The sequence below is a fragment of the Ensifer sp. genome, assembly GCF_035999185.1.
Lineage (GTDB): Bacteria > Pseudomonadota > Alphaproteobacteria > Rhizobiales > Rhizobiaceae > Ensifer.
Genome location: NZ_DASYHB010000019.1, coordinates 44,463 through 69,297 on the forward strand (window position 1 = coordinate 44,463; position 24,835 = coordinate 69,297).

Below are 24,835 nucleotides of genomic sequence, written 5' to 3' on the forward strand. Positions count from 1 at the left end.
CTTTAAAAAAAATTGCGGGCGATGTCACACCGGGCGTAGCTGTCTCGTCATGGTATCGGAACCAACGAAAGGAAACGGAACCATGACTGCCAAGATCGACCTTTTCGCCGCTGCCCCGCAACTGATGAAGAGCTGGACCAGCGTCTCGATGACCATCGCCGCCAGCCTGGACCCGACCATCATCGAGCTCGTCAAGATCCGCGCCTCGCAGATCAACGGCTGCGCCAACTGCATCAACATGCACACGCAGGAAGCGCGCGCCAAGGGCGAGACCGAGCAGCGCATCTACCTGCTTTCGGCCTGGCGCGACGCGCCGGTCTATTCCGATCGCGAGCGCGCCGCGCTAGGCTGGACCGAAGCGCTGACTCGCCTGTCCGAGGGCCACACCCATGATCAGGCATACGACGCGCTGAAGGATCATTTCACCGAGGAGGAACAGGTGAAGCTCACGCTGATGATCAACGTCATCAACGGTTGGAACCGTCTCGCCGTCGGTTTCGGCCTCTGGATCGATCCGGCTGCGGCGAAAGCCGCGCAGGCGGCCGCCTGATGGCGGATAAGGCGACAATCGACGCAGCGGCGGCTTTCGACCCGCTGCGTCCCAAGCTCGTCCGCGTCGCCTACCGCATGCTCGGCTCGGTCGCCGACGCGGAGGACATGGTGCAGGAGGCCTTCATCCGCTGGATGGGGGCCGACCGCGCGTCCGTGCGCGAGCCGGAAGCGTTCCTGCGCCGCACCGTCACGCGGCTCTGCCTCGACCAGCTGAAATCCGCGCGGCTGAAGCGCGAAACCTATGTCGGCCCCTGGCTGCCCGAGCCGGTCGTCGAGGAGGAGCCGGAGGACGATGTCACCCTGCCGCTGATGCTGGCGCTGGAACGGCTGTCGCCGCTGGAGCGCGCCGCCTTCCTGCTGCACGACGTCTTCGGCCAGAGTTTCGAAGAGGTCGCAGCGACGATCGATCGCGACGCGGCCGCCTGCCGCCAGCTGGCCGCCCGCGCCCGCACCCATGTGCGCCAGGAGCGCCCCCGCTTTGAGATCGAGCAGCAGCGCGGACTGGAACTCGCCAACGCCTTCTTCGCCGCGTCCAGAAACGGCGACATGAAGACGCTCGGAGCGATGCTCGCAGCCGACGTCAGCGTGCATTCGGACGGCGGCGGCAAGCGCCCGGCGGCGATGCACCCGATCCTCGGCTTCGACGCCGTGATGAAGGTGCACGAGCAACTGGCCGCGCTCTTTGCCAAGCACGGCTCGACACTCGTGCGCGCCGGCTTCGTCAACGGCCTGCCAGGTTTCGTGACCAGGGAGGCCGATGGCGAGCTGCAGACGACCGCACTCGAGATCGAGGACGGCAAGGTCAAGGCCATCTACGTGGTGCGCAACCCGGACAAGCTTGCGCATCTGCACTAGGTGCGAGCGATCGCGACCTGTCGTTCCGCGCCTTAGTCGGCGCGGCGCAGGCCCTCAATATAGACACCCAGACTGGTACGGCGGCCGCTGATCAGAACGCGCCCGCCCGGATGAAGGCTCTGCCTGAACTCGTCTGATACGCTGCAGATGCTGTTGAAGAGGAACGGCACGTCCTGCAACTCGACCGGAGAGCGGCACCGACTGGTGTCGTGCCGTTCCGCATCCGCGACAGTGAATGGGATCTCGACCTCCTGCCCCGCGATCAAGGCAATGATCATGGGGCCAGCAAACACGACGATATTTTTTCCGGTATGGTAGCCGTAGAGAACGTAGAGTGGAGCGGCAAAAATGACAAAGAGCCGTTTCGTTTCACTGCCTCGAATTCGATATTTGCTGGCGTAGATCAGCCACAGGATTCCTGCAGCTAGCACCAGGCCGACAGCGACCCCGGCAATGTCTGATGTGGCCATCCATTCAACCGACGGCAGAAACGGAAAGCCAAGCATTTTCGCCCAAAGCGGCAGCCAGCCAAGCAGCGCCAAGATCAAGGCCAGACAGCGCGACGGGCCGGGTAGTTTCCGCTGCGGCTCCTCGTCATTCACTCCACCCATCAAGCCACACCCGTTCCTTCCAAAGAGGCTCCGCCTTCTTTGGCATACTGGAGGTTGTGGTCACAAGAGCGTCAATCGGTCGACGATGGCTTCTGCTCGTTCTCAGCGCGTTTCACTTCGCCGCTGCCGCCACGCCAAGCACGTAGCCGCCGTCCCAGTGCCAGATCTGCTTGTCGTCGACGGTGACCTTGACGATTGCCTGGAAGCCTGAGAGCGTCCCGCTGCCAGCGTGGAATGCGCAGGTCCCGAAGGGCGGGCTCGCCGAGTCATAGACGACGCAATAGCCGACCGCCGTGTCACCGTTGCCGACGGCAATGACCGCCGTGCTGCTGGAGAACAGCGGATTGGCGACGACAGGTCCATAATAGAGGATCTTCGTGCCCGCCGGGATCGCCGACAGGTTCGATTCCGTAATCGTACAGAAGCTCGGGACCTCTCCGGTAAACTGGCTGCACTCCTTGGAGATTTTGAGCGGTTGCGTGGCCGGGGCCGGTGCTGCGGACACGGCGGACGTCAGTGCAACGATGGCACCAGCCGACAGGATCAAGAGTCTGCTCATTGCCTACCCCCTACGGTCGAGTTGAAGCCGAAGATTCTACGCAGGCTCTCCCTTCGTCGCAATTCGCTGGATCTTCCCGGCAAGAAGTAGCCGCCTGCCCGGCTTCATTCGGTGCATTTGCAGGCGCGCACATCGCGGCCGGACCGGCAGGCGTAAACTACCGCGCGATCGTGTATAGTCCCGCACGGCGTAATTGCACGCGCTCCGAGGGGAAAATCCGAACGGGACCGGGGGAACGTCCATGAGGAAGGCAGTGTCATTGCCTGCGATGCTTTTGTCCGCGCTGCTGGCTGCTTCGGCAGCGCAGGCACAGCAGACCACGCTTGCCGAACAGGAACGGCCGGCCGACGACTGTGGCCCGCTGGCAGCCGCCGCCAACGTCCTTCTTTGGCCGGTACCGCAAAAGCCTTTCCACATTGCGGGACCGCTCTATTACGTCGGCACCAAGGGCCTTGCGTCCTACCTCTTTAGCACGAGCGATGGCTTGATCCTGCTCAATACCGGCGGTCGGACATCCGGACCGATGATCGCCCAGTCGATCAAGACGCTCGGCTTCGACCCCAAGGATATCAGGATCATCATCAACGGCCACGGCCATTTCGACCATGCCGGCGGCTTCGCCTATATCAAGAAGCTGTCCGGCGCTGAGCTCGCGATCATGGAGGGCGATGTCGCCATCATCAAGGACGGCGGCAGAAGCGATTTCCACTACGGCAAATACTGGCCGTTAGCGGGCCAGCGTGCGGTCGATGTCGACCGGGTGCTGAAGAAGCGGAAGAACGGCGATCCCGTGACGCTGGGCAATGTGACGCTGACTGCGTTCAACACGCCCGGCCACACGCTCGGCGCCACCACCTGGGTGACGGATATCGTCGAAGGCGGAAAGACCTATCATGTGGTCTTTCCCGACGGCGCCGGCGTCAATCCGGGCTACCACCTGACGGGAGACAAGGCCGAGTACCCTGGCATCGCGGACGACTTCCGCGACACCCACCGTTTTCTCGCGACGCTGCGTCCCGACATGTGGTTCGCCTTCCACACCGACCAGTTCGATTTCCGCGGCAAATATGCCCGCATGGCCAAGGAAGGTGCGGCCGTATGGGTCGATCCCAAGGGATACAGACAGTTTATCGCGTCCAAGAAACGTGCCCTTGACGAAAAGATCGCGCGCGAAGGCGGCGCAAAACCGAAGCTATGATCCGAGCCCTGGCCTATTCCCAAGAAGAGCTTGCCCTGTATCCGCTGATTGTCCAATCTAACCGAGGTGCAACTAGAGTTGTTGGAGGAACATCGTGCGCTTTGCAGTCTTAGCACTCTCGTTGTTATTAGCCTGCGCTGCATCGTCCGCATCAGCCGATGAAGAATTTCCGTTCCCTGAGCTTCAGACGGAGGTCTATTGCAAGACCTTGGTAGAAAAGATGCTGGACGAAAACGAACGGGCAACCGAGCACACAAGATGCCTTGCTCAAGAAGCGTTCCTGAAGGGGCAGCTGGAGCCCTGGTGGCCGTTTCTGGACCCCAGGACACAAAGAATGATTGTAAAGTCACACTATAGGGAGCCGAAGTATCAAACCTACATCACCCTGTTGCAATACACCGCGTCGGCCATAGGCGACGCGTGCCTCTCACGGCGGATAGAATGCAAGAATCCCAAAGCCCGGTGACGCGCCCGATCCTCGACGTTCGCAAGTCCTGCGCCACTCTTCGCGCCTCACTCCGAATTCAACGCTTTCGTACGGGTTTTCAAAGGAATCCGCGCACTGCTTCCAGGCCCGGAAGCAGTGCGCGGATTACAAGCTTCTCGAAACTCAGGCCGCCGTTTGGGCCGCCGGAATGCGCGCGATCACCTTGATCTCGAAGTCGAAACCGGCGAGCCAGTTGACGCCGATGGCTGTCCAGTTCGGATAGGGCTTTTCCGGGAAGACCCGGTTCTTGACGGCCATGAAGGTCTCGAACTGGTTTTCCGGATCGGTATGGAAGGTGGTGATGTCGACGATGTCGTCGAATGTGGCGCCCGCCGCCTTCAGCGTTGCTTCGAGATTGTCGAAGGCGCGCTCGACCTGGCGCTGGTATTCCGGCTCGGGCGACCCGTCCTCACGGCTGCCCACCTGCCCCGAGACGAACAGCAGGTCCTGCGACTGGATGGCTGCGGAATAGCCGTGTGCCTCGTAGAGCGCGTGGCGGTTCGCCGGAAAGACTGCGTTGCGTTTGGTCATCTGTCTGGTCCTTTTCCAAAACTCGAGAGCGCAGAAACAGGCGAGCGCTGCCGGCTCCGACAGAACTTCACAAGACCCGCTTCATTTGATATACGCTACGTATATGAACTAACCAAATACGATGCGTATGTCAAATCCATATACGCTGCGTATATGAAATTGAGGACGATATGGCCAGGCGTCGCCAGGAGACGATGGAAGAGAACCGCGTGAAGCTGATTTCGGCGGGCCGCAAGGCGTTTGCGGAAAAGGGCTACGCGGCCGCCTCGATGGACGAGCTGACCGCCGATGTCGGGCTGACGCGCGGCGCGCTCTATCACAATTTTGGCGACAAGCGCGGCCTGCTCGCCGCCGTCGTCACTGAGATCGACGGCGAAATGGCCGCCCGCGCCAAGGAGATCGGCGCCTGCGCCGGGGATCACTGGCAAGGCATGCTCGCCGAAGGCGCCGCCTATATCGAGATGGCGCTTGACCCGGAGGTGCAACGCATCGTGCTGCTCGACGGCCCGGCCGTGCTTGGCGATCCCTCGAAATGGCCGAGCCAAAACAGCTGCCTGGTGGCGACCAAGCGCTCGGTGGAGCAGCTCCTCGAAAAAGGCGCCTTGAAGCCGGTCGATCCGGAGGCAGCCGCAAGGTTGCTCAGCGGCGCTGCCCTCAACGCCGCCCTCTGGGTCGCCGCCAGCGATAACCCGAAAGACGTGCTACCGAAGGCGATCGACGCGTTCCAGACCCTGGCGTCCGGCCTGCTGGCCGATCGATAGAAGGTCTTCACCTTCAGAGGCCCTGACGGGAGAGGCAGCGCGTTGTTCGCGGGCAATCGGGTGCTTCGGCTGCCCGCCTGGGCGCGTTGCCGACAGTGCTGTTGAATGCCAGAATGCGAGTCATGAAAAATATTCAGGTTATCGACGGCGCGGCAAACGCCACGTTCAGCGTGTTCCAGGCAACCGAGGAGGAATACGCCGCGATCTTCCCGGATGGCCGGGACATCGAACTGGTCGAAGATCTGGTCGAACGGCTTGGCGATGACGCGGCGGATCGTGTGCTCGCGCCGCTTTGGAACCGTCCCGTCCTGAAACGCGATGCGCTCGGCCTCCATGGGACGCTGTTCTACGACAATGAACACAGGCGAAGGCACATCCCGCAATCGAAGCGCGAAGTGGATTGGGATGATGGTTCGCTCAACCAGGCCCAGAGGGACCTATTCTCCCTGAACCGATGAGCCGTTATTAGGGGCCACCCGGTCCGTGGCGGAGGGCGCTCTCGCCCCCTTCCCCCACCAGCTCCCAAAGGTCGATCTTCGCCGCGCGCCCCTTGACCTGCACCAGCCCCATCGCGCGGAACGCGAAGCCGCCGGCAACCGCCTGATGCACGTTGCCGCTGACGAGGATCGCGGTGTTGTAGTCCTTGTTCAACCCTTCGAGCCTGGAGGCGACGTTGATGGTGTCGCCCATCGCCGTATACTGCTGGCGCGAGAGCGCGCCGAAACTGCCGACGACGGCGGGACCCGTATGCACGCCGAAACGGGTGAACAGTTCCGGGCGGCCTGCCTGGCGGTTGGCTTCATTGAGGCGCTCCACACCCGCCTTCATCGCCAGCGCGCAGCGACAGCCGTTTTCGACATGGCGCGGGTCTTCCGCCGGCGCGTTCCAGATGACGAAGATGGAATCGCCGAGATACTGCACCACCGTTCCGCCGTGCTCCTCGGCGATCGCGTTCAAAAGCTCGAAATAGGCCGAGAGAATATCGACCACGTCCTCGGGCGAATGCTGCTCGGAAATGGTGGTGAAGTCGCGGATGTCGGTGAAAAGCGCCGTCACCTCCTGCCGCCTGCCCTTGACCACTGCCCCGCCCTCCGGGTCGATGATCCGCCGCACAACCTCGCGCGGGACGTAAAGCGCAAACTGAACGATGGCGCGTTGGCTGGCGGAAAGCGCTCCACCGAGCGTGTTGATCTCGGTGATCCAGGAATGCGGCACGCCCTTGCCGGTAAAGTTCAGGTCGCCGATCCGCCGCGCCTCGTCGGCCAGCCGATAGAGCTTCTGGCTGATCACCCGCGACAGCATCAGCGAGCCCAGGACGCCGGCCACCAGCAGGCCGGCAGCGATCGCAAGGTTGCGCAACAGCAGCCGGTTGGCCTGCGCCACGAGATCATCGAGCGGCACGACGATCGCGACCGAGCTGCCCTTGAACAGCCCGTCGAGGCTGACGGGAGCGACCTGCGCCAGATAGCGCTCGCCGTCGAGGTCGATCTCGGCAAGGCCGCCGTTGGCGTAGCGCGCCTCTTTCCGCAGTTGCGCAACCGCCTTGACGCTCGGGTCGAGGCTCTGCGTATCGGTGGCGTTGCCACCCGACCAGGTGCCGAGGATCCGGCCCATGATCGACGGATCGGAATGGGCGACCAGCATGTCGCCGTCGCCGATGATGAAGGACCGGGCGCGGGCCGAGATCTCGCGCGGATCGAGCAGCCGGCTGACGGTCTGCAGGTGGATGTTGACGCCGACGACCACCCGGTGGTCGTCATTCATCGATGCGGCCAGAGCAAGGGTCGGCACCCTCACCGTTCCGGTGACGAAGGGCCCGACCGAGACCGGCTCTCCGCTCAAGACCGCGGACTGGTACCAGGGGCGCTGCCGCGGATCGAAGGATGTCGGCTCCAACCGCGGCTCGCCGATCGGCCGCGTCGAGCGGTCGAGAAACCGGATCGTCGACACCGCCGCGCGGCCCTCTCCCGGCACGATGGTCTTGATGGCGAAGGCGGCCGCCTGCGGAGCCGAAAGGCTCTGGCGCACATAGTCCTTGGCCGTGTTGATCACCTGCAGATAGGAGCCGTCAGGGTAGCCGGCATAGATGCTGGTTGCGTTGGAGACGCTGCGCAGCACTTCCAGAAAGAACTGCTGCTTTTCTTCCAGTTCCCGAGGCGGCGCCGGAATGAGCTGCGGCACCGTCGACGCGAGCCCCACGGCCTCCTGTCCGCCCTCCAGCGCGTTTCTGTAGCCCTCGATCAGCCGGAAACTCATCTCGCGCATGTGCTTGGCGCCGGCAAGCACCGCCGCCTCCCGGCCCTGGCTGAACGCCATCCAGATGATCGGCGTCGCCGTGCCAAGGAGCAGCGCCACGACAAGCACGCTGAGATGCACTCTGAGAGGCCTGGACCAGTTCACGCACTTCCCCCGAAACGCGGACCGTTGTTTAGGCAAACCTATCACCGGGTCTTGCCGGCAGGAATGCGCAATTTATGGAAGAAGAGATCCATCCAATTCTGCCGCAACCGCAGGCGCCTAAGTCGAGCTTGCCTTGGAATGCGCCCAAAAGACCTAACCGGTCACGTCATCGCTTTCCCAAGGGCGCCCGCATCGCTTAGCCTGGGTTGCGCGACCGCAAACATGCACGTGCATTCCAATCGTTAAGCTTCCAGACGTATTGATTGCTGAAGAGGTGAGAAATGCTCCGAATACTCCTGGCAACATCTGTTCTTTCATCGTGGTTCTTTTCCTATCCCCTGCTGCCCGCCGCTCTAGCGACTGAGCGACAGTTCGAAGACTTGTGCCTTGTTCCCATCAAGGACGGACAGCCCACTCAGGAAGACTTTGGCGACGCTTGGCGGATGGTGGGCAAGTTTATCGCCTTCGATGGCATCCCGAGGCCGATCATCTACCCTTACAATCGCGCAGGTGTTTGGACGATCGATGGTAGCAACCGGTTTGTACCCTTCGGCGGAAAATTTCCGCAGAACCTGATCCAGGATCGGTTCGCTTCTGATCCGGAACGTGGAATTGTTATCGGAATTAGCCCAAGCGAGGGTGTGTTTGTAGCCCGCCGCGGAGAGACCGCATTCACGCTACTGTACGCAGCAAATGATAGCCCTCTCCGGTCCCCGCATGACATCACCTACGTGCCGCGCTTCAAGGGGTTTGCCCTGTCCGACCGAACCGGGCTCTATCTGCTTGATCAGCGGTTCAGCCTGGAGACCTTGCCCCTCCCGGCCAAGGGGGACCCGGAAATCGTCTTCGATTTGCCTGAACTCAATGCGCTGATCCTAAATCCATCGAATAAAGTCTATCTGCGCGACGATCGTGGCGATTTGGCACTGCTCGCCACCTTGGAAGACTGGGACTTCGTCGTGCAGACGCGCCTCACCCGGGAAGGACAAATACTCATCAAGACGTACCGAAACGAGTTTACCGTCACGCCGCCGATTAAGGATGCCTCCGGCAAGTTTTCGCGCGTGACGGATGCCGATCTCGTTCGACAACGTCCCGCACCGGCGGCCATTCCAGAGATGATCTCCGGGCCAAGGATAGGGGGACGCAGCTTTTTCTTTCGTTCCTCGGGGCTCTGGCGGGATGAGAACGGAGCAAGAGTTCCGATTGCGCTGCCGTTCGATGCCGCGAACTTTCCGATCACAAGTGTTGAAGACTATCCAGGTCGGCAAGATCTGATCGTGTTTTCATTCGCCGGAATTTTCGTGCAGGACGAACAAGGTGCCTGGATGGTCGTGCCTGGCAGCAAGGGGATCGTCAATCGCGTGACAAGAGAGCTGGGCGAGATGCCCGATCAAAGAGGGCTACTCTTCGCAGGAGAGGATGGACTTTATCTTCTCGCTTCAACCGCAAATACTGCGGCCGATGCCTGCCTCAAGTAGCAGTCAACCGTGGTCGCGTGCGCCGGAAGTGCCTCAGAGAAACATCGCATCGATCCAAAACGAGATGCCGCGCCCTGTTGACTACCGGCGCGGCATTTGAGGAAACCTTGATGTTTTAGTCAGTTGCAATGCTTCGCCGAATCCAGCGGAACGAAGCGGCAGGAGCCTCAGTTCAGCGGAATGGCGTTGCCGTCCTTGCTGTCCTGGTAGGTCGAGGAGAGGTCGTCGTATTTCACCCGGATGGCATCGGCGCGGGCCTTGAGCTCATCCCGCTGCCCTTCCGGCAGGCCATCGATCAGCCTGTGGATCGATTGCCCCTTCCAGAAGGCGTTGGTGCGGTTGTAGCCGCCGGGCTCCAGCGTGAAGACCTCTTTGAGGATCTTCAGGTCGTGCGGAATGGAGAAGCTGTCGCGGGAATCCTCGTGGCTGAAGAAATAGTAGAAATTGTCGAACCCCGCCCAGGTGATTGCCGACAGGCACATCGAGCAAGGCTCGTGCGTCGAGAGGAAGATCAGGTCGCGGCTATCCGGCCGCTCCGTGCCCTCGATCTCGTAGAAGCGCTTCAGCGTATGCACTTCGCCGTGCCAGAGCGGGTTTTCCGTTTCGTTGTTGGTTTCGACGAGAACGGTCGAAAGATCGGATTTGCGCATCAGCGCGGCGCCGAAGATCTTGTTGCCGGCGGCCACGCCCGCTTCCGTCGCCGGAATGATGCCGCGCTCCATGGTGGAAAGCAGGGCATCCAGCAGTTCGTAATTATCCGTCTGTTGTGTCATTCCCAGTGTCCTTTTGTTGGGTTTCGGAGCAACGCCAGGAAAAGCAGGAAACAACGTCCTGCCCGGAATGGCGGGTTTCATGTCAACCCCAGAAGCCGTCTGATGCGACGTCCCTCCGGGATTGCGGGGTTCAGAGCAATTCCAGGAAAAGTGCGAAGCGGTTTTCCGTTCGGGATTGCGTCAGTCAAAGCAATCCCAGGAAAAGTGCCAAGCGGCTTTCCGTCCGGGATTGCGTCAGTCAAAGCCTGCGGCGGCCCTAGTGCGCCTCCGCCGCAATCAACGGCACCTCGGCGCCCTTTGCGTCGTAGAGCTTGCCGTTGAGGAAGTAGTCGCCATCGTGCAGCCGCGCAATGTCCTGGTAGCGGATCGTGCGCTCGGTCGCAGCGACGAACACGGACTGCTGGTCGGAATTGCCTGTCTTGAGGTGGTTGAAGAGCAGGTTGAGCGCGATCGCCATCAGGGCTGCCGACGAGATGCCGGAATGGAAGATGGTTGCGACCCAGGCCGGGAAGTGCTCGTAGAAGCCGGGCGCTGCGATCGGGATCATGCCGAAGCCGATCGAGGTCGCGACGATCACCAGGTTCATGTTGTTGGCGTAGTCGACCTTGGACAGCGTGCGGATGCCGCTTGCAGCAACCGTGCCGAAGAGCACGATGCCGGCGCCGCCGAGAACCGAGGTCGGAACCGAAGCGACGATGCGCCCCATGATCGGCAGAAGGCCGAGCGCCACCAGGAACATGCCACCGGTTGCCACCACATAGCGGCTCTTGACCCCCGTGACCGCCACGAGCCCGACATTCTGGGCAAAGGCGCTCTGGGTGAACGAGCCGACGATCGGCGCGAGGATGCTCGAGAGCATGTCAGCACGCAGGCCATCGCCAAGACGGCGCGAATCCACCTTGGTCTCGACAATCTCACCGACGGCAAGAATGTCGGCAGACGTTTCCACCAAGGTCACCATGATGACGATCAGCATCGAGATGACCGCGGCAAGCTCGAAGGTCGGATAGCCGAAGTGGAAAATCTTCGGCAGCGCGAAGACCGGGCCGTTGGCGACCTGCGAGAAATCGGTCATGCCGGCGACATAAGCGATGCCGGTGCCGATCACGATCGAAAGCAGGATCGAAAGACGCGAGATCGAAGCGCTGCCAAGCTTGCTCAAGAGCAGCACGATGATGAGCGTGACGGCGGCAAGCTGGATATTGCCAGTGCTGCCGAAGTCCGGGGACGCCTTGTTGCCGCCCATCGCCCAGAATGCCGCAACCGGCATCAGCGTCAGCCCGATGGTGGTGATGACGATGCCGGTGACGAGCGGCGGGAAGAAGCGCGTGACGCGCGAGAAGATCGGCGTGATCAGAAGGCCGATCAGCGATGCGGCGATGACCGCGCCAAGAATGGCCGGAATGCCGCCATTGCCGGAAATGGCAATCATGGTTGCGACGCCCGAGAACGACACGCCCTGCACCAGTGGCAGGCGGCTGCCGAAGAACGGCACGCCGATCGTCTGCAGAATGGTGGCAAGGCCGCCGGCAAACAACGAGGCGGTGACGAGCAGGCCGACATCGCTGGAATTAAGCCCGGCCGCCTGGCCGAGGATCAGGGGAACGGCGACGATGCCGCCATACATGGTCAGCACGTGCTGCAGGCCATAGGCGAGGTTCGCCCCAATGCTCAGCCGTTCGTCTTCGGGATTTTGGGTCGGGCTCTGGGCCGGGTCCTGGGCCAATTTCTGGGCCAAATTCTGGGCCAAATTCTGGGTACGCGTAGTGTCCTCTGAAATGCTTGCCAAGGGTATCTCCTCCATACCTTGTGCGATGTGTCCCGTCTCCAGCGGGACAGTCGAAAGGGTACTGAAGGGTGGCAAATCGCGCTTTCCTAAAAAACGCGAAACACCTTTCGGCTTTTGGGGAGGAATGGCTGGAGGCGAGGAAAGGGTTTGCTGGACGAGACGACTCTGGTCGCATTTCGTTGACTTTATGCCCGAACCGGCAACAAGCAATTCCCCCAGTATTAAACCACCACTCCTGACAAGTGTGCGGAACCTTATTGTAGGAAGCCCAGGACACTACGCTTGAGCCGATGGCGGAGCAGCCGCTGGGGCAGTTGTCGCTGGGGCAGTTGTCGCTGGGTTTGCAGCCGCAGGGGTAGCAGCCGCTGGGGCAGCCAGTGAAAGCAGGTCAACTTGTACGCGCTTGCCGCGCTCAATCGAATACGTGTCAGATTGTACTGGGTTACTACCAAGCACATCCGCACTTACATGAATCTGCCTTGGGTTCCAACACCATATCAGGAAACGATACTCGCCCTCGCTGTTGTCGATTACGTCTGATCCGATAGGATGCCCATTTTCAATGACGGACACGGCTACAAACCGGGCGGGTTGGCCACCTCGCTGCACTATCCCCAAAATCTCAGCATCAAAGCGACTCCGTATCAAGTAATAGCAGCAGACGAACGGCACTGGGAGCCACGTCAATGCTATTCCAAGTGAGGCTGTTAGAAAACTCAACGGGTTCGGCAGCGTGAAATAAAAGTAGGCGACAGCTGCCAACCCAAACGTGGTGAGCACCATTATGGCAACGAGTGCCCACTTGGATAGCCGTCTCTGGGCGATGAAAGCGGAACCTGAGACGATCGAAATCAGGCCAGGCACCAGACCCATAACGAATGCAGCGGTATTACTTTGATCTTCAAAGGGATTGGGAAATGCAATGAATACGGACTTGTCTGGAGCCGCACTTCTCGCGAGGGCGCCCGCTTTGTCGTAGGGAAGCAGATAGGTAGTTTTGGACGACGCCGTCCATTCATCCGCTCCGGGATTGAATGCCAGCACGTCTCGGTCAAAAGACTGCGGCAGCTCGACTTCGAGATCGTATTGCGAAACGATGTTGGTCTTGCCTACGAGAGAAACATACTGCTTGAAATTCGAATAGGTTATATCAAATATTACCTTGACTCTATTTTTCTCTCTATCTGGATTAAGAGAAAAAGCTCTGTCTATCGTGAAGTTGATATCAGATACATTAGGCGCAGCAATGACGGTTAATAAAGCATAATTATCTCGATTGATAGTAACGGATACCTCCAAATTATCCGGATGAGAAATTTCATACTGAGAACTTATTTGAAACGGCAGAAGAAAGTTCAGAACGCGGGCATCAGCCAAATTTTCGCTAGGTAGAGACGCACTCACCTCAATCTTCGACAAACCTTGGCTGGAAACTGACATATGAATCTTAGGTGCAGCAGCCCACGCCGTCGCGCTGACGATAATCAGTAGTAAAAAGATGGTAGAACGGAGCATGGCTCAACCTACCTAAGGATTGCACTTGCGAAATTCACAAAAGAATACAAAGATATAAGACTAAAAACAAAAGAACCCACCGTAATAAAATCTACGAACATGAAGTACTTCTCTTGTCTTTCCTCACGGTATTTAGACTCAAGAACCCTCTCATCCTTGTAATTATATTCAGTTCTAACGGAATATCTAAATGACCGAAAATAAAGAACGAATCGCGTCGACAAGTATCCCCACCAGGACGCGCAAATCATCACGCTCGGCACAACCCCAAGGGGCGCACTGTTCGGCGGAGCGATGTAGATTTTTGATGTTTCCAGAGTAACATACGCAACGAAAAAAGACCCCGCGACGAGCAATGCCAACGTTTTTATGTGATTGAAACGTTGCCGTCGGCTCGACTCTTGCGCCAAAGCAAGCAGGTCGTAATGTTCGTCCATGATGTGGCCCACATTGTTTTCGTTGCGACTACAAGGTGTACGCAATATTAACGGATTTTTGCACAAAAACGAGTCGTCTGCGTAATCTCGTGTTGCCTCAAATGCCACGGTTGTGGCTTGAGCTTGGAGTAGCTCAATTGGTCAATGCTGAGGCGGCGACAAATGACGAGCGATGTCGCACGCTACGAATACAGCGAGACTGCCGTAAGCCCCCGGCAGCGACTGGCACCCTTTCAATCCGGGACCGGCGGCAGCGCGGGCGCCACCAGCCCGCAGAAGGGATCGCGCCAGGCGTCGATCACATCAAGCTGCGCGTACCAGCGTTTCAGCGCCGGATAGTCGTCGATCGGCAGCCGCGCCACATCGTTGAACGGCAGGATCGTCGCCATGCGAAAATCGGCATAGGACACCGTGTCGCCCAGGAGCCAGGCGCGCTCCGCAAGTTCGGCCTCCACCAGCCTGGCGGCGCGATGAAAGTCGCGGATGCCCTCCTCGACCATATGCTCGTCGCACGGCCCGATACCGTAGCGCAGCTTGGTCCCCCGCTCCCAATGCACCATGTCGCAGGCCCGGACGAAGTTCTCCTTCCCCCAGCTGATCCAGCGGATCATGTCGGGCTCGTCGTCGTCGCTGCGCCAGAATGTCGAGCCCACCTGCCGCGACAGGTAGCAGGCAATCGCGTCGGCTTCCCAGAGAGCTCGTCCGGGCCGCTCCAGGATCGGCAGAAGCAGGTTGGGGTTGAGCGGCCGGAAGCGCTCCGCCTCGCTCGACGACTGCGGCGAGGCATATTCGAACGCGACGTCCGCCTCCAGGAACCGCGCGACGGCAACGGCAAGGCGAGGATTGGGATTGCGACTGAAATAGAGCTTCATGTGGTGTCTCTCCATGGTGCACCCCTTGAAGACGAAGGACGGTCCCGGCTGCCGACAGGTGCTTGAAGAGAAAGTACAACGCCTCACCGGCAACGCCATCGACAAGGCGATTTCGCCCCGCGGCGAGCGCCCTCAACCACAAGGGGCCAAAAGTCGCTATTGCCCGCTGGATTGCGCACGGTATGATCAAGGCCGAAATCTGCCTGCATTACACGCGCTGCAACGATGCCAAGCTTCAAGGGAGGCCCTGGCCATGCCAATCGTCGTGTCTGATTTCGCCCGTTTCCTAATCGCCCGTTTCCTGGTGGCGCTTTCCGTCGCCCTGCTCATCGGCCAGGCGCATGCGGCCGAACCGCCGGCAAGCTCGGCAGCGCTTCTCAATGCCATCGACTTTCCGGCGGCAGCCCCGCTCGATGAGCCCTACCGACTGGAATTCGTCGCCTGCGACGGTGAAACGGCCGGTGTGGGCAGAAAGGACCATTTCCTGGGCTTCAGCATGAAGCTGCCGAACACGCCGAGCGACAGGCAATACTATCTCTGCAGCCGCGACCCCAGCCGGGTGAAGGCACTGCTGCGGCTGAAAGACGGCGCCATCTACTGGCGAGCCAAGATGGCGCTGGATGTCGATGGGTCCTGGGCCGCGTGGAACGGCCTGCCGGGCGCGACCGACCTCAAGGAGACGGCCTATAAATGGCCCGGCTCGCCCAACCCTTCGGCGCGCTCCGCCCAGATCGATCCGGATCGCATTCCCTATATCGTCATGCCGACGGCCGGCATTGCCAAGATTACCGGCAACCGGAGCGGCGAGATCGGGCGCGTGTTTGCCAACAAGACGGGGCTGCGCCTCGGCGACATGGGCGTCGTCGTCTACAAGGACCGCTGGACGCCGATCCTGATTGGCGATGGCGGTCCGTTCATGCGCCTCGGCGAAGGTTCGAGCCGCGTCTTCGAAGCGATCGGCGAAAGCCGTTGCAAGAAGTGGAACACGGACGGCACGGCCTGCGTCGGGCCCGGAAACGTCTACCCCTACAGAAATTTCGGCCTGTCCGGCGATGTCATCTTCATCGCCTATCCCGGCAGCCGCAACACCGGTCTTACGCCCGCCAACGCGATCTCGACCTTGTGCACCTTCGCCAAGCAAAAGCTTGGCCTGACCGGCGGCGAAATGTGCCCGTGACCCTCCAAAGCCAACAGGAAAGGAAGTCGCCATGCGCTACCTTCTGCCCTTGAGCATTTTCGTGCTTGCAGCCGCAAGCGGCGAGGCCTCGGCCGCGACGATCGGCAAATGCAAGTTCAACACAGCGACCTTTGCCTTTGCCGGAACGCCCACCGAACAGGCCTCCTGTCTGTTGCGCAAGGTGAAAATCCTCGGAAACGTCGACGCCGCGCCGGCGGAGATTCCGGCCAATCTCGCCGGCTTCATCGGCAAGCCGGTCGCGGTCTCCAAGGCCAAGGTGCAGCAGGCGATCACGGCCGCCGGTCTCACCGAGGCCGGCGTCGGCGGCAGTCTCAACGACCCGCTCTCGCGCGGCAACACCAACAATCCGACCGCGCCGCAGGCCCGCTATTTCGTCATTCACGACACCAGCACGCCGAACTTCGGCAATGCGCAGTTTCCGGCTGACATCGACACCAGCAACCAGGTCAACCGCTTCGACGGCTACCGAAGCGCAACCAACGCCAAGGCCCACATATTCCTCAACCGTCGGGGCGAGACATATGTCGGCCATAAGCTCGACGTGCCCTGGCGCGCGACGAAACTGGAGGGCAACATCGGCACCCTGTCGCGCGGCATGTTCATCCACATCGAGAACATCCAGCCGCGCCGCAAGCACCCCAGCCAGCCTGACGGCAATGCGCCGACGCCCGGTTTCTCGACCGCGCAATACGACCGCCTGGCCCTGCTCTACCTGGTCGCAAGCACCCGTTCCGGCACCGGCCTCGTTCCCGCGTTCCACGCGGCCATGGACGAGGGCCTGAGCGACGGCCACGACGACCCGCAGAATTTCAGCCTCGCCGATTTCGACGCCGCCTTCGGGCGCGTGCTCGCAAGCGTCAGATAGGCGATAGCGCCGGGCGTGATCTTCCGGACCGTTGGCGGCAGGCAGCCGTGCGGGAGATCGCGCGCCGCGCAGCGCACGTCGCGGAAAGCCCTGCCCGACGGACGGGCGCACGGGGCGACGGCGATGCCTGATGCCCTCTCTTCGGCAGCTCTTCGGGACTTGTGAATTGACTTCCCATATCCTGCGAAGCCAACCCGGCTACCGGTCGCGCCACCCCTGTCCTATTTCTTTGTTCAACGGCGATGCGCCCCTTCGACCATCGCTTTTGACCTTCACCAACGCAGGCAGCCCCTGCCCCATCGATCAGCAAAGGACAGTACAATGGCACTGAAAGACATTCTCCCCGGCAAGCTTGGCTTCGGCGCTGCGCCCCTCGGCAACATGTTCCGCGACATCCCGGAAAAGGAGGCGCTCGGCACCGTGGAAGCGGCCTGGAACGACGGCATCCGCTACTTCGACAACGCCCCCTTCTACGGTGCCGGCCTTGCCGAAATCCGCATGGGCGAAGCGCTCGCCGGCCGCCCGCGTGACGAATACGTCATCAGCACCAAGGTCGGCCGGGTGATCCTCGACGAGATCGAGGACGTCAGCGCCCGCGACCTCGGCGAAAAGGGCGATGTCTTCCGCTACGGCCGCCCCAACAAGATCGTCAACGACTACACGGCCGACGCCACGCTGCGCTCGATCGAAGACAGCCTGAAGCGCCTGAAGACCGACCGTATCGAGATCGCCTTCGTCCACGACGTGGCCCAGGATTTTTACGGCGACGAGTGGCTCGATGTCTTCGAGACCGCCCGCAAGGGGGCGTTCAAGGCGCTCGACCGATTGCGCGACGAGGGCGTGATCAAGGCCTGGGGCCTTGGCGTGAACCGTGTCGAGCCGATCGAACTCTTGCTCGCGCTCGAAGGCCCGCGTCCTGACGGTTTCCTGCTCGCCGGCCGCTACACGCTGCTCGATCACGACCGCGCCCTGCAACGCGTCATGCCCACGGTTGCCGAACGCGGCCTCGGCATCATCGTCGGCGGCCCTTACAGCTCGGGCGCGCTGGTTGGCGGGCCGAACTTCGAATATGCCCCGGCGACGCCCGCGATCCTTAAGAAGGTGGCAAATATCAAGGCGATCGCCGACCGCCACGGCATCTCGATGAAGGCGGCCGGCCTGCAGTTCGCGCTCGCCAATCCGGCCGTCGCCGCCGTCATCCCCGGCGCCAGCCAGCCGAGCCGCATCGCGGAAGACCGCGCAGCCCTCAACGAGGTCATTCCCGCCGCCTTCTGGCGCGAGCTTCGGGAAGCCGGTCTCGTCAACCCGGCCGCTCCGCTGCCGGTTGCTGGCTAAAGCAGTTCCAGGAAAGGTGTGAAACGGTTTTCCGTCCGGAATTGCGTGCACAAAGAGCAAATCCCGGAAAAGCGTGAAACGGTCTTCCGTCCGGAGTAGCAGCTGCAACGATCCCCGCCCGTCATCCCACGGGCGGGGAAACGCCTGCCGGCTCCGCCGCCAGGAAGCGCTGCAGGCGCGGTACGGTAAAATCGAGGAAGGCGCGCACGCGGGCGGGCAGAAGCTGCGCACCACGATAGAGCGCGTGGATCTCGTCGGCCTCGGCGATGGCGCTTTCGGCCAGCACCTCGACCAGCTCGCCGCGGGCGATCGGGCCGCGTACGTGATAGTCGGCGATCCGCCCTATGCCGACGCCGGCGACCGCCATGCGGCGGATGGTTTCGCCGTTGTTGGTGAGCAGCGAGCCGCTCAGCATCCGCTCGACGATCCGCCCGCCCTCGCGCATCGGCCAGACCGGATTGGCCCGGCGGAAATTGAAGCCGATGCAATTGTGATGAAGCAGATCCTCCGGCGTTTGCGGCATGCCCCACTTTGCGAGATAGGCGGGCGACGCCACGATCCGCCTCTTGGTCTCGCCGATCTTGCGCGCCACCAGGTTGGAGTCCGGCAGCCGCCCCACCCGGATCGCCACATCCGTCCGCTCGAGGTAGAGATCGACGACTTCATCCGACAGCGAGAGGTCGATGACGATCTTCGGATAGGCCTCCCAGAAGGCAGGCAGGATCGGCTCCAGCGCCGTCGCCCCGAAGCTGACGGACGAGTTCACCCGTATCAGCCCTTCGGGCTCGGCCCCTCCGTGCGCGATCTGCTGCTCGGTCTCGTCGAGATCGGCCAGCATCCTGCGGCTTCGTTCATAGTAGAACTCGCCCTCCCTCGTCAGAAGCAACCGCCGCGTCGAACGCTCGACGAGCCTGATGCCGAGCCGGCTCTCCAGCCGCGCGATCAGTTTTGACACGGTTGACGGCGTCATCATCAGCTGCCGCGCGGCCTCGGAAAAGCTGCCGGCCTCCACCACCTGGACGAAAACCATCATCTCGCCTGCCCGGTTGTCCATGACGCCCCCTCAACTCAACTCATGAGATCCGTCGTCAGGCTATCGCGGAAACTGTCCCCGCGCATGCCGGTTCTTGGCGTTTCGCCTTCGATCGCAGTTTAACAGTTACGTACTTCCCAAGATGCGCATTCTCGTGTTCGCTCAACGATACCGGTTGACCCAATCCAAGCGAGGTTCCGATGTCGAAAGAAGATGCTCCCATGCGCAGCAACGACCTCACGGGATGGCTCGTCAATCGCCGCGACGTCCTGAAGCAAGGCGTCGCGACCGTGTCGCTCGCCACGCTCGCCGCCACGCTGCCGGCCTTGGCAGCAACGGCGCCGGCTTTTGCTCAGGACGGACAGGAACCCCTGGGCGGGCAACCGGCAAAAGGATCCACGCCTTCGATCAAGGACTTCGACTACCAGATCAAGTACCAGCGTGCCTTCGAGGCTATGCTGTGGAGCATGCAGGCGCTCGCGATCTACTCGTTTCGCCGCGCCGCCATCTCCGATCTCGGCATGAAGGACAACGACATCATCACCTATTCGGCGGTGGCGACGCCAAAGCTGGAGGCGATCACGGCCAACAGCACGACCCCCTATATTTCCGCCTTCACCGACCTGCAGAAGGGTCCGGTCGTGCTCGAAATGCCGGTGGCAGGCGCTGACGGCAGCCTTTACGGACAGGTTGTCGACGCCTGGCAGCTGACGATCGCCGACGCCGGACCGTCCGGCCTTGATCAGGGCAAGGGCGCCAAGCTGCTGTTCACGCCCCCCGGTTACGCCGATCCCATCCCCGACGGCTACATCCAGGTGGCGTCCCCAAGCTTTCGCATCGCGCTCGCCTTCCGCTCGGTGCCGGCGCCCGGAAAATCGACGGCGGATGCCTATGCCTACGCCAAGCGCCTGCGCATGTACTATCTGAGCGAAGCCGGCAATCCGCCGAGCCAAAAGTTCGTCGATCCGATCGACCAGCGCTATCCAACCCTGCCGTTTTACGATGAGCGGGCCTTTGAGGACCTGCACGCGATCGTCAGCGTCGAGCCTGTCAAGGAACAGGACAAGGTGATGATGGGCATGCTGAAGTCGCTCGGCATCGAGAGGGGCAAGCCCTTCGCACCGGATGAAACCGCCAAGCGCGCCATGAACCAGGCGGCAATCGACGTCTGGTTCTACCTGCAGGAATGGTTCGACAATACGCCGGACACGATGCGCTATTGGCCGGACCGCCATTACGTTTCGCTGCTTCAGGCCGACGACAACAAGACCTTCTCCTTCGTCTACGACGATTACATCGATCTCATTCCGCGCGCTGCCGAGTATTTCTGGTGCACCTACATGCCGAAGGTGCTCAGCGACACGCCGGCCACCCAATACATGATGGCAATGGCCGACAGCCAAGGGAAACTGCTCGAAGCGGGCAAGCTCTACAGGCTCGACATTCCCGCCAAGATGCCGGTCAAGCAGTTCTGGGCGCTGACGGTCTACGACCGCGCCACCATGTCCTTCATCTACAGCGATCTCAACCGGACGACCCTGTCGTCCTACGACCTCGAGAAGATGAAGAAAAACGCCGATGGCGGCGTCAGCATCTATGTCGGCCCGAAAGCGCCCGATGGCCTAGAGGCAAACTGGATCCCGACATCAGGCAAAAGGCCGCTGCCGGCCGTGCGCTTCTATGGCCCGACCGACGAGTTCAACAACAAGTCGTTCAAGCTGCCCGATTTCGAGCTTGTCTCCTGACGTAGCGTTTTCAGGGACCGCCGCACCGCCTGCGCGAGGCTGCACGCCTGATCCGCCTGCCATCATCTCGCGTGCCCTTTCCCGGGGCGCGCCAGCTGATTTGAATTCATAGATCCGCCGCCAGATCGGCGCGGAAAACAAGTATCGCCGCGTTTCCCCACCGCCCCGATGTCCCATCTGTGAATTTGCTTATCAGATCCTGGGAACCCTCACCGTCTACTGCTTCACCGCGCGTCGTGAGATCTCTTGTCTCAAGCAAACCGTCCAACCAGCGACGGTCACGCACCAAGAGAAAGGGATCACCGAGATGTCTCACACGACCGAAGCCACCCTCGCCCCGCCGACCGCCACGTTCGAATTCGCCAGCCTGCGCCAGCGCATCGGCGGCGCGCCGATCGCGACCCGCAAGCGCGCAGCGCCGCCGGTCGTTAAGGCCGCAACCCGGCAGAACAATCGCCTGACGCTCTTGGCTCTGGCGCTCGGCAGCTTTGCCATCGGCACGTCGGAATTTGCCAGCATGGGCATCATCCAGCTCTTCTCTGAAGCCATGAACATCGGCGTGCCGGAAGCGACCAGCGCGATTACGGCCTACGCCTTCGGCGTCGTCATCGGCGCGCCGCTGGTGACACTGGCGGCAGCGCGAATGAACCGGCGCACGCTGCTTCTGGCGCTGATGGCGCTCTTCGTGCTTGGCAACGTGCTCTCGGCAATCGCCGCCAACATGGGCATGCTGATGGTCGCGCGCTTCATCAGCGGCATGCCGCAGGGCGCCTATTTCGGCGCCGGCGCCGTGGTCGCATCCTATGTCGTCGGCCCCGGCCAGGCCGGCAAGGCATTTGCCATCGTCATGACCGGGCTGACGGTCGCCACCATCATCGGCTCGCCGCTTGCCACCTTCCTCGGCCAGACGCTTGGATGGCGCGAAACCTACCTGGCGATCGCAGCCTTCGCCGTCCTTGCCTTCCTCGCAATCTGGGCCTGGGTGCCGCGCACCAGGGCGCTTGATGGCGTCCCGGTCGTTCAGGAGCTCTCGTCGCTCCGCAAGCCTGCCGTCTGGGGTGTCATGCTGGTCGCAGCGACAGGCATCGCCAGCATCTTTGCGGTCTACACCTTCGTCGCACCGATCGTTACGGATGTGGCAATCCTTTCGCCCGGCATGATCCCGGTGGCGCTGGCGCTGTTCGGCATGGGCATGACGGCCGGCAACCTCGTCGGCGGCAAGCTCGCTGACCTCTACCCCGCCCGCGGCATCGCGCTCGGCTTTGCTGCAGCACTCGTCACGCTCGCCGTGCTCGCACTCGGCGCGGCAAACCCGTGGGTCCTCTTCCCCGCACTCTTCGGTGTGGGTGCTGCAACCATGGCCGCCATCCCGACGATCCAGGTCCGCCTCACCCGTTTCGCTCCCGAAGCCCCGAGCCTGATGGGCGCCATGAACCTTGCCGCCCTCAACGTCGCCAACGCCGTCGGCGCCGAGGCCGGAGGTGCTGCGATCGCCGCCGGCCATGGACTCACCTCGGCCGTCTGGGCGGGCTTCGCTCTGACCCTCCTCGGCCTCATCCTCTTCGGCCTCACCCTGGTGACGAAGAAGCACTGAAGGAACCGACACGGCGCCGGCGGCCTGATCCAGAGCCGCCGGCGCCGCCTTCTTCTCAGCCGACAGGTCTCACAAGCCGCCTCGCAGGTGATCCAATCAAAGCGGTCGACAGCATGCCGGGGTGCCCTGGCTACGAACTCGCGGCCAACATGCGCGGCGCGCCCGCGCCGGCGACCGGCCCGATATCGCCGAAAAGTACCAGCAGATCTGTCTCGAACTGGAAGAAGAGGTCGAGACTATGCTGTCCGCGGCGGCACTCTCGCTGAGGCGCGAAGGCAGATACGCGGCAAGGAGAAACCCGCCCCTCGGCCCTCCATCCCCTAGCTCGCCGACACATATGGCCGAAGGGCCTCTGTGAGCTCCGTACCGCCGTAGCGTACCTCACCTTTGCCAGGCTCGACGTCGATCAACCCGCCCCGGCCGTGCGCATCATATGTGTCGACCAGCAACCTCGCGACGCTCGGGCTCAGCGACCGCTCCAGCTTTTGCTGCCACTCCGCGCGCGGCACCGCCCGCGCGGTGATCGGCCGGCCGACAAGCAGGCTCAGTGCATCGGCCACATCGGCGGCGCTGACGCGGCGCGGTCCCTCGGCATGAACGATCAGCTCGGAGCCATCAGCACCTCTACCGCGCAAAAGATCGGCCGCCATCAGGCCGACATCGGCAGTCGAAACCGTGGCAAACGGTTTCTCGACGTCACCGTGCAGGCTCGGCAGCACGCCAGTCGCGCTCGCCACGGGGATATAGCGCGCCCAGCCCTCCATATGCTCGGCCGAGCGCAGCACTATCTTCTGCATGCCGAGGGTGCGAAGCCGCTCCTCGAACATGCGGTACATGGTCGGCATGCCGATATCGTCGGCGACGTGCGCCCCATAGTCCGAAATCGCCAGAACCCGGTTCGGGCTCACCTTTCCAAGCGCTTCGACCATACTGTCGGCGGCCATCCGCATGGCGTGAGGCGCATCCTCGGCCAGAAGCGGCGGCGGCAGGATTACCTGCACCGCCTCGGCCCCCGCAATCGCAGCGCCAAGGGCTGCCGGGTCCCTGAGATCGGCGATCGCGACCTCGCAGCCGATCGCACGCAACCGTCCCGCCTTTTCAGGATCGCGCAGCACCGCCCGGACCGGCAGGCCCGCCTCGGCAAGTGCCCGTGCTGTTGAAAACCCGACCTTTCCGGCCGCCCCGACAATTGCAAACATCGTCTCTTTCCCTGCTGAAAACGGGAGCAAGGACTAGGGCCGCGGCACGCGACCGTCGCGCAGATTCAGCCAGGTTTTTGCAGGTTCGGTCTAATTTCGCTCCGCCGACCGCGCGATGTCGCCGGGCGTCAGGCCAAGGAGCCGGCGCATGGTCGCCGCCATGTGGCTTTGATGGGCAAAGCCCGCCGCGACCGCGATCTCGCTCGCCGCCATCCTCGTGGTGGTCATCAGCGCCCGCACATGCTCGACCCGGCGGCGCAAGACATATTGATGCACCGGCAGCCCAGTGCTGTTCTTGAAGAGCATCTTCAGCCGCGTGGCGCTCAAGCCCGCGACCGCCGCCAGCTCGGCCAGATGCAGTTTCTGGTCGAGACGGGTCTCGATATACTCCGTCAGCGTCCGCAGTTGCCGGGCCGAAAGCTTTGGCGCTGTCCGGCCTTCCACCTGCGCGCCGCCCGCTGCCGTCTCGATCAGCCGCACCGCAAGCGCGTTAGCGAGCAGGTCGATATAGAGCGGATCGGACGGGATCTCCGCCTCCAGGTCCGCCTTGATCGCCCAGCCGATCGCTTCCAGCCTGGTATCCCGCACCTGCATCTGCGGCCGCAATCCCCCTTGAGCGAGGTCCCGCCCCATCTCTCCGGCGACACGCGCGATGAGGGACGGCGCAAGGCTCACCCTCAGGATCCGGCAATCGGCATCATCCTCCCAGGCCCCGTCGACGCCCGCCGGCACGATGTCGATATCGCCAGCCTTCTGCACCCGCCGCGACCGCCGCCCACCACACTGGCAATCCGCCTTCACCGGCGGCCCGAAATGCATGCCCAGCCGATGCATCTCGCCTCCCGGCACATGCACCCGCCCACGCGGAATATGGATGAAATCGGCAGACAGGCCGCTCCACGCCCGTCCGGCGCTGGTGAGCAGGATCGTGGGGACGTGTTGTAGGGGCGAAGAAAGTGTCATGGCGGCTCAGACCCGAGGCTGGAAACGCCGATGCTACGTCTCGATCGCAAGATTAACAACCGTGGCGCGCCAATCCTGGGCC

The 24,835-nt window shown here is 62.0% G+C and carries 23 protein-coding genes; 12 read left to right on the forward strand and 11 right to left on the reverse strand.

The features are described from left to right. Window positions 1–82 precede the first annotated feature (82 nt). Window positions 83–550, forward strand: coding sequence for a carboxymuconolactone decarboxylase family protein (locus VGO04_RS01715; protein ID WP_327494230.1), 468 nt, complete (start codon window positions 83–85; stop codon window positions 548–550). Then, entirely contained in the window at window positions 550–1,407 is an 858-nt protein-coding gene (locus VGO04_RS01720; RefSeq protein WP_327494231.1) for a sigma-70 family RNA polymerase sigma factor, read from the forward strand. The genes VGO04_RS01715 and VGO04_RS01720 overlap by 1 nt, the downstream gene beginning before the upstream one ends. A 32-nt stretch (window positions 1,408–1,439) precedes the next feature. On the opposite strand, the gene VGO04_RS01725 is transcribed toward VGO04_RS01720, so the two are convergent. Both VGO04_RS01725 and VGO04_RS01730 read right to left on the reverse strand, forming a co-directional pair. Further along, entirely contained in the window at window positions 1,440–2,018 is a 579-nt protein-coding gene (locus VGO04_RS01725) for a hypothetical protein (protein WP_327494232.1), read from the reverse strand. Window positions 2,019–2,130: 112 nt separating this feature from the next. Further along, a complete protein-coding gene (locus VGO04_RS01730) occupies window positions 2,131–2,577 on the reverse strand; it encodes a hypothetical protein (protein ID WP_327494233.1) in 447 nt (148 codons plus the stop codon). A 241-nt stretch (window positions 2,578–2,818) separates the two neighbouring features. Here VGO04_RS01730 and bla point away from each other — a divergent pair, with 241 nt between their 5' ends. Next, window positions 2,819–3,775: a subclass B3 metallo-beta-lactamase gene (gene bla / locus VGO04_RS01735; protein ID WP_327494234.1), complete on the forward strand. Its 957-nt coding sequence runs from the start codon at window positions 2,819–2,821 to the stop codon at window positions 3,773–3,775. Window positions 3,776–3,869: 94 nt separating this feature from the next. Beyond that, the gene (locus tag VGO04_RS01740; protein ID WP_327494235.1) at window positions 3,870–4,241 is read left to right on the forward strand and encodes a hypothetical protein; all 372 of its coding nucleotides are present in this window, start codon (window positions 3,870–3,872) and stop codon (window positions 4,239–4,241) included. A gap of 144 nt (window positions 4,242–4,385) precedes the next feature. On the opposite strand, the gene VGO04_RS01745 is transcribed toward VGO04_RS01740, so the two are convergent. After that, the gene (locus VGO04_RS01745) at window positions 4,386–4,793 is read right to left on the reverse strand and encodes a RidA family protein (RefSeq protein ID WP_327494236.1); all 408 of its coding nucleotides are present in this window, start codon (window positions 4,791–4,793) and stop codon (window positions 4,386–4,388) included. A 170-nt stretch (window positions 4,794–4,963) separates the two neighbouring features. Between VGO04_RS01745 and VGO04_RS01750 the strand changes: the two genes are divergently transcribed. Both VGO04_RS01750 and VGO04_RS01755 read left to right on the forward strand, forming a co-directional pair. After that, on the forward strand, window positions 4,964–5,554 hold the full coding sequence (locus tag VGO04_RS01750) for a TetR/AcrR family transcriptional regulator (protein ID WP_327494237.1): 591 nt from the start codon (window positions 4,964–4,966) through the stop codon (window positions 5,552–5,554). 122 nt (window positions 5,555–5,676) lie between these two features. Next, the gene (locus tag VGO04_RS01755; RefSeq protein WP_327494238.1) at window positions 5,677–6,012 is read left to right on the forward strand and encodes a hypothetical protein; all 336 of its coding nucleotides are present in this window, start codon (window positions 5,677–5,679) and stop codon (window positions 6,010–6,012) included. A gap of 7 nt (window positions 6,013–6,019) precedes the next feature. Here the strand turns inward: VGO04_RS01755 and VGO04_RS01760 are convergent, their stop codons facing one another. Continuing rightward, window positions 6,020–7,954 carry an adenylate/guanylate cyclase domain-containing protein gene (locus VGO04_RS01760; RefSeq protein WP_327494239.1) on the reverse strand — a complete coding sequence of 645 codons (1,935 nt, stop codon included), beginning with the start codon at window positions 7,952–7,954 and terminating at the stop codon, window positions 6,020–6,022. A 281-nt stretch (window positions 7,955–8,235) separates the two neighbouring features. Between VGO04_RS01760 and VGO04_RS01765 the strand changes: the two genes are divergently transcribed. Beyond that, entirely contained in the window at window positions 8,236–9,435 is a 1,200-nt protein-coding gene (locus VGO04_RS01765; RefSeq protein WP_327494240.1) for a hypothetical protein, read from the forward strand. Window positions 9,436–9,602: 167 nt separating this feature from the next. Here VGO04_RS01765 and VGO04_RS01770 read toward each other — a convergent pair whose 3' ends face one another. The 4 genes from VGO04_RS01770 to VGO04_RS01785 all read right to left on the reverse strand — a co-directional run bounded on the left by VGO04_RS01770 (window position 9,603) and on the right by VGO04_RS01785 (window position 14,821). Then, window positions 9,603–10,208 (reverse strand): nucleoside deaminase, encoded by a 606-nt coding sequence (locus VGO04_RS01770; RefSeq protein ID WP_327494241.1) that lies wholly within the window; start codon window positions 10,206–10,208, stop codon window positions 9,603–9,605. Between the two features lie 256 nt (window positions 10,209–10,464). Continuing rightward, complete coding sequence (locus VGO04_RS01775) at window positions 10,465–11,934, reverse strand: nucleobase:cation symporter-2 family protein (RefSeq protein ID WP_414650500.1); 1,470 nt, start codon at window positions 11,932–11,934, stop codon at window positions 10,465–10,467. A gap of 339 nt (window positions 11,935–12,273) precedes the next feature. Then, entirely contained in the window at window positions 12,274–13,512 is a 1,239-nt protein-coding gene (locus tag VGO04_RS01780) for a hypothetical protein (RefSeq protein WP_327494242.1), read from the reverse strand. A gap of 670 nt (window positions 13,513–14,182) precedes the next feature. Continuing rightward, the gene (locus VGO04_RS01785) at window positions 14,183–14,821 is read right to left on the reverse strand and encodes a glutathione S-transferase family protein (protein ID WP_327494257.1); all 639 of its coding nucleotides are present in this window, start codon (window positions 14,819–14,821) and stop codon (window positions 14,183–14,185) included. Between the two features lie 253 nt (window positions 14,822–15,074). Between VGO04_RS01785 and VGO04_RS01790 the strand changes: the two genes are divergently transcribed. From VGO04_RS01790 to VGO04_RS01800, 3 genes are all read left to right on the forward strand, one after another. Next, complete coding sequence (locus VGO04_RS01790; RefSeq protein WP_327494243.1) at window positions 15,075–15,998, forward strand: hypothetical protein; 924 nt, start codon at window positions 15,075–15,077, stop codon at window positions 15,996–15,998. Between the two features lie 31 nt (window positions 15,999–16,029). Then, entirely contained in the window at window positions 16,030–16,884 is an 855-nt protein-coding gene (locus tag VGO04_RS01795; RefSeq protein ID WP_327494244.1) for a hypothetical protein, read from the forward strand. 321 nt (window positions 16,885–17,205) lie between these two features. Continuing rightward, window positions 17,206–18,219 carry an aldo/keto reductase gene (locus VGO04_RS01800; RefSeq protein ID WP_327494245.1) on the forward strand — a complete coding sequence of 338 codons (1,014 nt, stop codon included), beginning with the start codon at window positions 17,206–17,208 and terminating at the stop codon, window positions 18,217–18,219. A gap of 121 nt (window positions 18,220–18,340) precedes the next feature. Here the strand turns inward: VGO04_RS01800 and VGO04_RS01805 are convergent, their stop codons facing one another. Then, window positions 18,341–19,273, reverse strand: coding sequence for a LysR family transcriptional regulator (locus tag VGO04_RS01805; protein ID WP_327494246.1), 933 nt, complete (start codon window positions 19,271–19,273; stop codon window positions 18,341–18,343). A gap of 200 nt (window positions 19,274–19,473) precedes the next feature. On the opposite strand from VGO04_RS01805, the gene VGO04_RS01810 reads away from it, so the two are divergent. Together VGO04_RS01810 and VGO04_RS01815 are read left to right on the forward strand one after the other, a co-directional pair. Then, entirely contained in the window at window positions 19,474–20,997 is a 1,524-nt protein-coding gene (locus tag VGO04_RS01810; RefSeq protein WP_327494247.1) for a DUF1254 domain-containing protein, read from the forward strand. Between the two features lie 307 nt (window positions 20,998–21,304). After that, window positions 21,305–22,591, forward strand: coding sequence for an MFS transporter (locus VGO04_RS01815; protein WP_327494248.1), 1,287 nt, complete (start codon window positions 21,305–21,307; stop codon window positions 22,589–22,591). Window positions 22,592–22,911: 320 nt separating this feature from the next. Here VGO04_RS01815 and VGO04_RS01820 read toward each other — a convergent pair whose 3' ends face one another. Together VGO04_RS01820 and VGO04_RS01825 are read right to left on the reverse strand one after the other, a co-directional pair. Further along, window positions 22,912–23,790, reverse strand: coding sequence for an NAD(P)H-binding protein (locus tag VGO04_RS01820; RefSeq protein ID WP_327494249.1), 879 nt, complete (start codon window positions 23,788–23,790; stop codon window positions 22,912–22,914). 90 nt (window positions 23,791–23,880) lie between these two features. After that, a complete protein-coding gene (locus VGO04_RS01825; protein ID WP_327494250.1) occupies window positions 23,881–24,753 on the reverse strand; it encodes an AraC family transcriptional regulator in 873 nt (290 codons plus the stop codon). Window positions 24,754–24,835 lie beyond the last annotated feature (82 nt).